This is a genomic window from Hydrogeniiclostridium mannosilyticum (assembly GCF_003268275.1).
Taxonomy (GTDB): domain Bacteria; phylum Bacillota; class Clostridia; order Oscillospirales; family Acutalibacteraceae; genus Hydrogeniiclostridium; species Hydrogeniiclostridium mannosilyticum.
The window spans coordinates 1-399 of record NZ_QLYR01000050.1; the positions used below are offsets into that span (position 1 = coordinate 1).

General features: G+C 43.1%; 1 pseudogene. It reads right to left on the reverse strand.

Annotation, left to right across the window (positions count from 1 at the left end):
• Window position 1: 1 nt before the first annotated feature.
• Window positions 2-399, reverse strand: a pseudogene (locus DPQ25_RS14420) (hypothetical protein); the annotation flags it as partial.

Here is a 399-nt window from a genome sequence, read left to right on the forward strand (position 1 = left end):
ATTATAAATTTTTCTGTTCGGGAATTTCGGTCAATTTCAAAAAATGATTGTGTTTTTTCCTCGGATAGCTTTCATCGTGTTCACCAATCGCAAAAGCAATTTTCTGCCAGGAAAAGCCGTTGATATAACGCAGGCTCAAAATTTGCCTCATAAGACTATCATCCACGGAAGCAATAAATCGGTTCAGCCGGTTATATTCAACAACGGAAAGCTTGAGCTTAGCCTCAATAACCGCCCTGCAATCTGCTATTTGCGCGGCGATGGCAGTCTTGTCCGAAATCTTATTGATATGGGGAAGACCCGTGATCTTAGGTGAGACGCTGGTCGCCGCAGCTTCTAGCTCCCTAAGCCTTCGTCGCTCCTGTTCAATTTCATGATTCAAATAATAAAGCTGCGATA